Annotated in this window: 7 protein-coding genes; 4 read left to right on the forward strand and 3 right to left on the reverse strand. The window is 68.9% G+C overall.

The genetic code is table 11. From position 1 onward, the window contains the following. Nucleotides 1-17 precede the first annotated feature (17 nt). Nucleotides 18-242: a hypothetical protein gene (locus AB0C27_RS15400; RefSeq protein WP_106250249.1), complete on the reverse strand. Its 225-nt coding sequence runs from the start codon at nucleotides 240-242 to the stop codon at nucleotides 18-20. A 154-nt stretch (nucleotides 243-396) separates the two neighbouring features. On the opposite strand from AB0C27_RS15400, the gene AB0C27_RS15405 reads away from it, so the two are divergent. The 3 genes from AB0C27_RS15405 (at nucleotide 397) to AB0C27_RS15415 (ending at nucleotide 5,225) form a co-directional block, all read left to right on the forward strand. Beyond that, nucleotides 397-966 carry an HhH-GPD-type base excision DNA repair protein gene (locus AB0C27_RS15405; protein WP_357843599.1) on the forward strand — a complete coding sequence of 190 codons (570 nt, stop codon included), beginning with the start codon at nucleotides 397-399 and terminating at the stop codon, nucleotides 964-966. A gap of 264 nt (nucleotides 967-1,230) precedes the next feature. Beyond that, nucleotides 1,231-3,324, forward strand: a complete 2,094-nt coding sequence (locus AB0C27_RS15410; RefSeq protein ID WP_346112002.1) for a SpoIIE family protein phosphatase — start codon at nucleotides 1,231-1,233, stop codon at nucleotides 3,322-3,324. Between the two features lie 242 nt (nucleotides 3,325-3,566). Continuing rightward, nucleotides 3,567-5,225 (forward strand): RNA polymerase sigma factor, encoded by a 1,659-nt coding sequence (locus AB0C27_RS15415; protein WP_357843603.1) that lies wholly within the window; start codon nucleotides 3,567-3,569, stop codon nucleotides 5,223-5,225. 698 nt (nucleotides 5,226-5,923) lie between these two features. On the opposite strand, the gene AB0C27_RS15420 is transcribed toward AB0C27_RS15415, so the two are convergent. Together AB0C27_RS15420 and AB0C27_RS15425 are read right to left on the reverse strand one after the other, a co-directional pair. Further along, a complete protein-coding gene (locus AB0C27_RS15420) occupies nucleotides 5,924-6,673 on the reverse strand; it encodes a peroxide stress protein YaaA (protein ID WP_357843606.1) in 750 nt (249 codons plus the stop codon). 312 nt (nucleotides 6,674-6,985) lie between these two features. Continuing rightward, on the reverse strand, nucleotides 6,986-7,216 hold the full coding sequence (locus tag AB0C27_RS15425; RefSeq protein ID WP_357843609.1) for a hypothetical protein: 231 nt from the start codon (nucleotides 7,214-7,216) through the stop codon (nucleotides 6,986-6,988). Nucleotides 7,217-7,463: 247 nt separating this feature from the next. Between AB0C27_RS15425 and AB0C27_RS15430 the strand changes: the two genes are divergently transcribed. Next, nucleotides 7,464-9,530, forward strand: a complete 2,067-nt coding sequence (locus AB0C27_RS15430) for a DNA topoisomerase IV subunit B (RefSeq protein ID WP_357843612.1) — start codon at nucleotides 7,464-7,466, stop codon at nucleotides 9,528-9,530. Nucleotides 9,531-9,971: the final 441 nt, after the last annotated feature.

The following is a 9,971-nucleotide window of genomic DNA, read 5'->3' on the forward strand; positions in this document are numbered from 1 at the left end:
TTTCCTCCCCGGGCGCGCTAGCGGATGCCCCGGGGCGGAGGTGCGGAGTTCACGATCGCGAGCAGGTGCTCGCGGGCGATGCGTTCCACGATCTCGGGCGTCGCTGAGATGCCCAGATGCTGCGCGCACGCGCACACGTCGGCCACACAGCGGTCGATCGTGTCCACGGGTACGGTAAGGAACTCTTCGGCCAGCCTGAGACTGACCGGTTCCCGCAGGAAACGTGTGGCCAGAGCGAGCATAGATGTGAGATTCCTCTAGAAACCGGGGGGCAAACCCCCAGGAATGCATGCAGGGCGACTTGCGCTCTCATTCCACCCCTTTGCCGCGATGTGTCAAGGCTCCACGACGCCTGTGTTCACTTCACCGGGCGCCCTTTCGTGCGAAGCTGTCTCCATGCGCATCCAGCTCGCCCAGCGGAGCGAGGCAGACGAGCTCCTCGGCCGCAGCCCGCTCGCCCTGCTCGTCGGCATGCTGCTCGATCAGCAGATCCCCATGGAATGGGCGTTCACGGGGCCTTACACCATCTCCCAGCGGCTCGGCCACGACCTCACGGCCGGGGAGATCGCCTCCTACGACCCCGAGGCGTTCGTCGCCCTGCTGGCCGAGAAGCCGGCCGTGCACCGCTACCCCAGGTCGATGGCGGGGCGGGTGCAGCAGCTCGCGGCCCATCTCGTCGAACACTATGACGGGCGTCCCGAGCGGATATGGAACGATGCCGCTGACGGTCAAGAGTTGTTGAAACGACTCAGGGCCCTGCCGGGATACGGTGAGCAGAAGGCCCAGATCTTTTTGGCATTGCTGGGCAAGCAGTTGGGGGTCCAGCCGTCAGGCTGGCGTGATGCGGCGGGAGCCTATGGCGAGGAGGGCTCACACCGATCGGTCGCCGACGTGGTCGACGGCGACTCCCTGGCCCGCGTGCGGGAGGCCAAACAGGAGGCCAAGCGCACCGCCAAGGCCCAGTAGCCGTGCCGCCGGCCGCCCCCGCGGCCCGGGAAACGGGCCCGGCAATTGGGCGCTGTAACCTGATCTTGCTGCGCAATGTGGAGCGACTTTGACAGGATGCGTAGACCCTAAAGGCGACCGGGCCGCGGCGGGGGCTTCCGTCCGTACATGCCCATCGTCGATGATGTACTGCAGGATCCGGTCGCCCGGAGCTGCGCTACGCCGATACACAGTTATGGAGATGTGCCGCGTGGGAGACCCTGGCACGCGACGGAGGTGCGGACCATGAGCGCCGAGACCTCCGTTCCCCGTCCCCGGGAGTCGGATGTGGACATCTCAGACTCCGCCCTCTTCAAGGGCATGCTGTCTGAGGCGGAGTTCGCCTTCGCCTTCTTCGACGCCGACAGCCGCATCCAGCGGGTCAACGACGTGTTCAGCGATGTCGTCAACGTGCCCGCGGACCGCATGGTCGGCCGGCCGCCCGTCGAGGTGCTGGCCGCCGACCTCAGCCAGATCATCACTCACGCCGTGCAGGCCGTCATCGAGAGCGACGCGCCGGTCACCGAGGGCCGCGTGCGCGTCCGGTCCGCCGAGGGCGACACCAGGCACTGGTCGCTGTCGTTCTCGCCGGTTCACGACGATGCCGGCGAGCTGCGCGCCATCGCCTTGGTGGGACTCGACGTGACCGAGAGCCGTCAGACCGAAGAGGCGCTGCGCCGCAGCGAGGAGCGCTACCGCTCGCTGGTGGAGGCGCAGTCCCAGCTCGTCTGGATCACCTCGCCCACCGGAGCGGTCGTCGAGGACGCCCCGCAGTGGCGCGCCATCACCGGCCAGGGCCTGGAGGAATACCTGGCCAGCGGCTGGCTGGAGGTCGTCCACCCCGAGGAGCGCCAGCAGACCGAGGAGGCGTGGCGCGAGGCGCTGCGCGGCCGCACCATGTTCGAGTGGAACTACCGCGTGCGCACCAGGGCCAGCGGTTACCGCCACTTCGAGGTCCGCGCCGTGCCGATCATCCGCCACGGCCGGGTGGTCGAGTGGGTCGGCGCCAACACCGACGTGACCCCGCAGCGCGAGGCCGAGGAGATGCGCGGCAGGCTGACCGACCAGCTCGGCGCCGCCGCCCTGCGCACCGCCCGCCTCCAGGGCGCCACGGCCATGCTGGCCGAGGCGCTCACGGTCGAGCAGGTGGTGCAGGTCATCATCGACGTCGGCCGCACCGCCCTGGCCGCCGACCGCTCGGCGGTCGCGCTGCTCGACACCGACCGCGCCGCGCTCAAGCTGATCAACGGCGAGGGCATCCTGGAGGCGTCCGGCGCCACCGGTGACGAGATCCCGCTGTCCCACTCCAACGTGATGACCATGGCGGTCAACAGCCGCAGGCCCGTGTTCGCCGAGTCCCCCGAGTCGCTGAAGGCTCAGCTGCTCGAAGCGGGCGGCGACGAGGAGGTCCTGGCCGGGTTCCTGGCCCACGGCGACGAGCGCGCCTGGGTGGGCCTGCCGCTGCTCGCCGCGGGACGCGCCCTGGGAGCGCTCCGATTCTCCTTCACGCGCCCGCAGAAGATCTCCCAGGAGGACGGCGTCTTCCTGGAGGCGCTGGCCGGCCAGTGCGCGCTGGCGGTCGAGCGGGCCACGCTGTTCGAGCGTGAGCACCGCACCGCCGAGACGCTGCAGCGCAGCCTGCTGCCCGACCGCCTGCCGGTGGTCAAGGGCCTGGTGCTGGCCCAGCGCTTCCGCTCGGGCAGCCGCCACGTCCAGGTCGGCGGCGACTGGTACGACGCCTTCGTGCTCCAGGACGGGCGCGTCGCGGCCGTCGTCGGCGACGTCATGGGCAAGGGCGTCAAGGCGGCCGCCGGCATGGGCCGCATCCGCAACGCCATGCGGGCACTGGCGCTGACCAACCCGCCGCCCGCGGCCGTGCTCACCGGCCTCGACCGGGTCTTCGAGGCCACGGAAGAGGAAGAGCAGGTCACGACCCTGGCCTACATGGTCGTCGAGCCGGTCACCGGTGAGGGCACGCTGGCCATGGCCGGTCATCCGCCACCCGTGCTGGTTTCGCCCCAGGGCACGGCGATCCTGTGCGACGCCGAGCCCGGCACTCCGCTAGGCTGGCCGACCAGCCGCAGGCAGTTCCGGTTCGTGGTGCCGCCCGGCCATACCGCCGTGCTCTACTCCGACGGACTCGTGGAGAACAGGAAGCGCGGGCTGGATGCCGGTCTCGCAGAGATATGCAGTGTTGTGACCGAAGCGCCGCCTGAGGTCGTCAGTAGTCCGCACATGCTGCTGGACTTCCTGGTTGACCGGATGTTGTCTGGATATGAACAGGATGATGACGTTACCGCGCTCGCAATCCACGTCCCACCAGCCACGAAGAGTGACTGAATGAAACAGTCATAACGGTTGCTTTCGGGTATCAGTGCCCCGCTTACGTACGCACTACTGTCTCGGTCGGCCTAGGGTGGAGGTCAACCGCCGGGAGGTGGCCGTATGGAGTGCGGGGTCGTGCCACAATGCTGTGCAGGTCCGTCGCGGTCCGCACGGCCTCACCGATCTCCGAGAGAGGCAACAGCCCCCCAGCGGGCATCTGGGTCCATTGTCGCCACGCGTTCGTTCGAGAGGTGTTCGTGTCGCCTGCAAGTTCGACTCGCTCGAAGCCACAAGAGCTGAACGAGCCCGTCATTCAGCGACTGCTCGAGCGTGGGCGCTCGCAGGGTTTCCTCGAGTCTGAGGATGTTCGTCAGGCCTTCGAGGAGGCGGACATCCCCATGTCGCACGCCGCCGCGTTCTTGCGGAACCTCAGCAAAGAGGGCGTGACCGTGGTGGTGACCGCCGCGGATTCGGCTGCGCCGAAGAAGTCTCGTGGTCCAGCAAAGCGCCGCACCGCCGCCCCCGTCAAGACCAAGACGGCGGCGGCCGCCAAAGAGCAGCAGCCCGAGACCGTGACCGCGGTCGTGGGCACCGCTGAAGCCGAGCCGGCCGCCAAGAAGGCGGCCCCTGCCAAGAAGGCCGCCCCCGCGGCCAAGAAGGCCGCGGCACCCGCCGCCGCCAAGAAGGCCGAGCAGAAGAACGCTGGGCCTGCCGACACCAAGAAGGCATCCGAGGCCCCGCGGGGCGAGTCGGACGACGACGAGGATCTCGAGCTCGACGGCGACGTGGAGCTGGAGGACCTCGAAGACATCGACGTCGACGACGAGGAGATCGTCGCCGAGGCCGACTCCGAGGGTGACTCCGACGACGACACCGAGACCGACACCGACGAGCCCAAGGCCGCCGCCGAGGTCGTCACGGTGGAGAAGACCGAGGACGAGGTCCTCATCCTCTCCGACGACGACGATGACGCCCCGGTCGCGCAGGTCGCCGCCGCAGGCGCCACCGCCGACCCGGTCAAGGACTACCTCAAGCAGATCGGCAAGGTCCCCCTGCTCAACGCCGAGCAGGAGGTCGAGCTGGCCAAGCGCATCGAGGCGGGCCTGTTCGCCGAGGAGCAGCTGGGCGGCGGCGAGACCGACGGGCTGCCCGTCGACGTCAAGGCCGAGCTCGAATGGATCGCCGAAGACGGCCGGCGCGCCAAGAACCACCTGCTGGAGGCCAACCTCCGGCTCGTGGTCTCGCTGGCCAAGCGCTACACCGGGCGTGGCATGCTCTTCCTCGACCTGATCCAGGAAGGCAACCTGGGCCTCATCAGGGCCGTGGAGAAGTTCGACTACACCAAGGGCTACAAGTTCTCCACCTACGCCACGTGGTGGATCCGGCAGGCGATCACCCGGGCCATGGCCGACCAGGCGCGGACCATCCGCATCCCGGTCCACATGGTCGAAGTGATCAACAAGCTGGCCCGCGTCCAGCGGCAGATGCTGCAGGACCTGGGTCGCGAGCCCACGCCGGAAGAGCTGGCCCGCGAGCTGGACATGACCCCCGAGAAGGTGGTCGAGGTCCAGAAGTACGGGCGCGAGCCCATCTCCCTGCACACCCCGCTGGGTGAGGAGGGAGACAGCGAGTTCGGCGACCTCATCGAGGACTCCGAGGCCATCGTTCCGGCCGACGCCGTCAGCTTCACGCTGCTCCAGGAGCAGCTGCACTCCGTTCTCGACACGTTGTCGGAGCGGGAGGCGGGCGTCGTGTCGATGCGCTTCGGACTCACCGACGGGCAGCCGAAGACGCTCGACGAGATCGGCAAGGTTTACGGGGTGACCCGTGAGCGCATCCGCCAGATCGAGTCGAAGACCATGTCCAAGCTGCGCCACCCGTCCCGGTCCCAGGTTCTGCGCGACTACCTGGACTGAGATGCGGTCATGGTCGGCCTTCGGGCCGATCCAGACGTAACGGCACGCCCCGCCGGGACTTTTCCCGGCGGGGCGTCCGCTTTGTCTGGTGACGGTCGTGCCCATGCCTTTCGTGAACGTTGGCCTAGTCTCGTGACGGTCGTTGCTGTGATGGTGGACCTGGTCTCGTGACGGTCGTTGTTCAAGCCTTCGTGATCGCGGGTCTGGTTTCGTGGCGGCTGCGCTCTTGCTTACGTAGCGGCGGTCGGGTCGGCCTGGTGACGGTCGGCATCGTGGATCACGTCCCGTCGAAAGGTGGCGCAGGGGCCTTGTCGCGTATCGCCGACCTGGGTGGAGACGGCTGAGCGGTTGGAAACCCCACGGCCCGGTGAGGCGTGCCGGCCGAGGTGTGTTGTGCGGTGGTGTTGATGTCCTGCCGGCGGACGCGGCGTGTCAGCTGAGGTCCACGCGCACCCCTGCCTCACGTGTCGCGGGCTTCGCACCTTGTCGGCTGTCGACCTGAGGCTTCCCGGGGCTCCGGACCTTGGGCTTCCCAACGCCAAGCCCTTCGCGTCCTTCGACTTCGGGCCCCGGGCGCTTCGATGACGTCCCATCGAAGCGGATGGCGTCTCGCACTTCCCGGCCCTGCGCGCCTCTGGACTTGGCCGCCCGACTGATCCCTGCGTGTCCAAAGCCGTTGGGTCCTCGCGTGGGTGGGGTCAGGAGGGGATGTGGACGTCGAGGGTCCAGGGGCGGGAGGGGCGGGAGGGGCGGGTGGGGGTGGTGAGGGTGACGGTGTGGCCGAGGTTGTCGAGGAGCTTGGCCAGGTCGTCCGGGGTGGCGGGCTCCGCGTCCTGGGACAGCAACGCCCTGGCGATCTCGCCTCGGGTCGCCTTGGCCATGTGGCTGACGACCTTGCCGTCGCGGAACACCCGTACCGTCACAGAACGTTCGCCCGGCTGCCAGGCTCCCGCGTACGTGCTCGACCGCAGATCCACCACCAGCCCGGGGATGCGGTCGAGTTCCTTGGTCACCTGTGCGCGCCAGAACGCCGCCAGCCCTCCCAGGGGCGGCAGATTGACGCCCATCGACAGCCGGTACGGCGGAATGTGATCTGTGATCTTCACCACACCCCACAGCCCGGAGAAGATCACCAGCGACTCCTCCGCCCGCCTTCTGGCGTCCGCGGAGAGGGTGGCCAGACCGAGATTGTCGTAGAGCACGCCGGTGTAGAGCTCGGCCGCGGGCAGTGTCGGGGCGGTCTTCAGCTCGACGTTCTTGGCCAGCTCACCGGCCAGCCCAGGGGTCAGCCCCAGCACGTCGAGGGCGTCGCGGCGCTTGGAGGCGCGTACGAGCGCGTTCAGCACCCGGCGGCGGGACCGGTCAAGGGCGGGGAAGGACAGTTCGCCGACGGGCGGGCCGGAGCCCTCGGACGCCTTGCCTTCGGACGGCGGCAGCAGGATCAGCACAGCTCACTAGCTTATTGGCCCTGGTCCGCGCCCTCTCGCGGATCCGGTCAAGGCCCCGCGGACCCGTGGCCCGCGAGGTCGCGGCCGATCGGCCAGGTCGCGCCGATGCCGGCATGGCACCTGGTTGTCGGCATGGCACCTACCGGCCGCACGCCGGCGCCTTCGTCGCCAAGCCGACCGGCTTCGACGACGGGCCACCGCGAGCCCAGCCGCCTGCCCTGCCAGGGGTTTCCACGCAGAACGGCGACCCCGGACGTGCCGGGGTCGCCGTTGTGTCACGCGATATGTGGTTATCTCACACGACGGGCGTTGTCAGCGCTCGTCGCTGGGGGCAATTGAAGGGGTTTCGCTGAGTCGAGCCGACTCGTCCAGGATGTCGGCGCCCTTTTCACGCAACGCTGCGACGTGCTGACGCCCATGGTGAGCGCAGAACAGCAACTCCCCACCCACGGGTAGGGTTGCGCGGATGTAGGCCTGGGCGCCGCAGCGGTCGCAGCGGTCGAGGGCCGTCAGCGGCTTAACGGGGGCGAGAGCTCCAGTCACGTATCGCCTTTCGGGTCACCCCCGCCGAAGCGAGGATCTGGCGTCAGTCACTTGGAACAACATCTAACCGGACGTGGACGTTCCCAACCGCCCCCTCGCTACGCCCAGAGCAGAATGTGCCCGAAAGTAATGGCGATCAGCCGGTTGGTAACACCAAACGCGCCACCGTGGCAAGCTTGTACGCGCGCGTAGGGGAAGAGCGATAGGCTACGCACACATGTTCGATGCCTAGACCGGAGGAGCTGGAGTGACGCTAGTGGAGGCGGGTTACACGGCTCGTCACCTGTCGGTGCTTGAGGGCCTCGAGGCCGTTCGCAAGCGACCCGGCATGTACATCGGGTCCACCGACAGTCGCGGGCTCATGCACTGCCTCTGGGAGATCGTGGACAACGGCGTCGACGAGGCGCTCGCGGGGCACTGCGACCGGATCGAGGTCGAGCTCTACGCCGACGGGTCCATCGAGGTGCGCGACAACGGGCGGGGCATTCCCGTCGACATCGAGCCGAAGTCCGGTCTGGCGGGCGTCGAGCTCGTCTACACGAAGCTCCACGCGGGCGGCAAGTTCGGCGGCGGCTCCTACGGCGCCTCCGGCGGTCTGCACGGCGTGGGCGCCTCCGTGGTCAACGCCCTGTCGGCCAGGGTCGACGTCGAGGTCGACCGCGACGGCGTGGTCCACGAGATCAGCTTCCGCCGCGGCGTGCCCGGGATCTTCGACGGCGAGGGGCCCTCGGCCAAGTTCAAGAAGAAGTCCGGCCTGCGCATCGGCTCCAAGCCTCCGACCAACCCCTCCGGCACACGCGTGCGCTTCTGGGCCGACAAGCAGATCTTCCTGCCCGACGCCGAGGTCTCGCTCGACGAGATCCACGTGCGCCTGCGGCAGACGGCGTTCCTGGTGCCCGGCCTGACCCTGGCGGTCGTCGACAGCCGGCACGAGGAGCGCATCGAGGACGAGTTCCACTTCGACGGCGGCATCTCCGAGTTCACCGAGTTCCTGGCCCGCGACGAGCCCGTCTGCGACGTGCTGCGGCTGCAGGGGCTCGGTCACTTCCACGAGACCGTGCCCGTCCTCGACGATCAGGGCCACATGACGCCCACCGAGGTCGAGCGCGAGCTGAGCGTCGACGTGGCCGTGCGCTGGGGCAAGGGCTACGAGTCCACCGTGCGCTCGTTCGTCAACGTCATCTCCACGCCCAAGGGCGGCACCCACCTGACCGGTTTCGAGCGCGGCCTCGTCCGTACGATCAACGAGCTGCTGCGTGAGACCCGCCTGCTGAAAAACGGCGACGACCCCGTCACCAAGGACGACATCTCCGAGGGCCTGACCGGCGTGGTGACGGTCAGGGTGCCCGAGCCGCAGTTCGAGGGCCAGACGAAGGAGGTGCTCGGCACCTCCGCGGCCACCCGCATCGTCTCCCATGTGGTCTCGCGCGAGCTCAAGGAGCTGTTCGCCAACCCGCCGCGCGGCTACAAGCAGCCGCTGCGCGCCGTGCTGGAGAAGATCGTGGCCGCCGCGAAGGCCCGCATCGCGGCCCGCGAGCACCGCGACAACCAGCGCCGCAAGAGCGCCCTGGAGAGCTCGGCACTGCCGGCCAAGCTGGTCGACTGTCGCAGCGACGGCGTCGACCGCAGTGAGCTGTTCATCGTCGAGGGCGACTCCGCGCTCGGCACCGCCAAGCTGGCCCGCGACTCGGAGTTCCAGGCCCTGCTGCCGATCCGGGGCAAGATCCTCAACGTCCAGAAGGCGTCCGTGAGCGACATGCTCAAAAACGCCGAGTGCGCCGCCATCATCCAGGTGGTCGGAGCCGGCTCCGGGCGTTCGTTCGACATCGAGGCCGCCCGCTACGGCAAGGTCATCCTGATGGCCGACGCCGACGTCGACGGCGCTCACATCCGCTGCCTGCTGCTGACCCTCTTCCACCGCTACATGCGGCCGATGGTGGAGGCCGGGCGGGTCTTCGCGGCCGTGCCGCCGCTGCACCGCATCGAGCTGACCAACCCGGGGCGGGGCAAGGAGAAGTACATCTACTGCTACTCCGACGCCGAGCTGCACAAGACGCTGCGGGATCTCGAACGGCGCGGCAAGCGGTGGAAGGACCCGGTGCAGCGCTACAAGGGTCTGGGCGAGATGGACGCCGACCAGCTGGCCGAGACGACCATGGACCCGCGCCACCGCATCCTGCGCCGGGTCAGGATCGAGGACGCCGAAGGGGCCGAGGGCATCTTCAACCTGCTGATGGGCAGCGAGGTCGCACCGCGCAGGGAGTTCATCGTCAACAGCGCGGCCGAGGTCGACCGCGACCACATCGACGCCTGACGCCGCCTTGTCACCGGGGCCGGTGCTCAGCGCCTGACCCGCTGTGCCGGGGCCGGCGCTCGGCGTCCGAGCCGGTGCTCGGGTCTGACGTCTCGCCGAGCGTCCGGCGCTGCGACGCCGGATGCCTGGGCCGGTCTCCTCGTCCGGTCCTGTCCTCGGGCTCGGCGTCGGGTCGTTCGGGCGTGTTCTCGGGGGATGCCTCCTGCTGGGGCTCAGGCGGCCGGTCGGGGCTGGAGGGAGTTCTGGGCGGTCCCGGGCCTCCTGGGCTCTCCTGCGGGCTTTCAGGGCCTTCTGGGGCGCATCTGGCCTTGTTGGGGCGCGCGTCCCAACTACAAGGGCGCCCCGGCGGCCGGGGTGACCGCCAGGGACGGTGAACGGAACCGCTCGGCCGACGAGGGAACGGCCCCGCCTGGATGACAGGGCCGCCTAGCATCCGTCGCC

The organism is Nonomuraea sp. NPDC048882, from assembly GCF_040649755.1.
In the GTDB taxonomy this organism is placed as follows: domain Bacteria; phylum Actinomycetota; class Actinomycetes; order Streptosporangiales; family Streptosporangiaceae; genus Nonomuraea; species Nonomuraea maheshkhaliensis.

What these genes read in the sequence shown, in the direction of transcription:
- AB0C27_RS15400 (WP_106250249.1), bottom strand. Translation starts at nt 242, where the DNA reads ATGCTCGCTCTGGCCACACGTTTCCTGCGGGAACCGGTCAGTCTCAGG.
- AB0C27_RS15405 (WP_357843599.1), top strand. Translation starts at nt 397, where the DNA reads ATGCGCATCCAGCTCGCCCAGCGGAGCGAGGCAGACGAGCTCCTCGGC.
- AB0C27_RS15410 (WP_346112002.1), top strand. Translation starts at nt 1,231, where the DNA reads ATGAGCGCCGAGACCTCCGTTCCCCGTCCCCGGGAGTCGGATGTGGAC.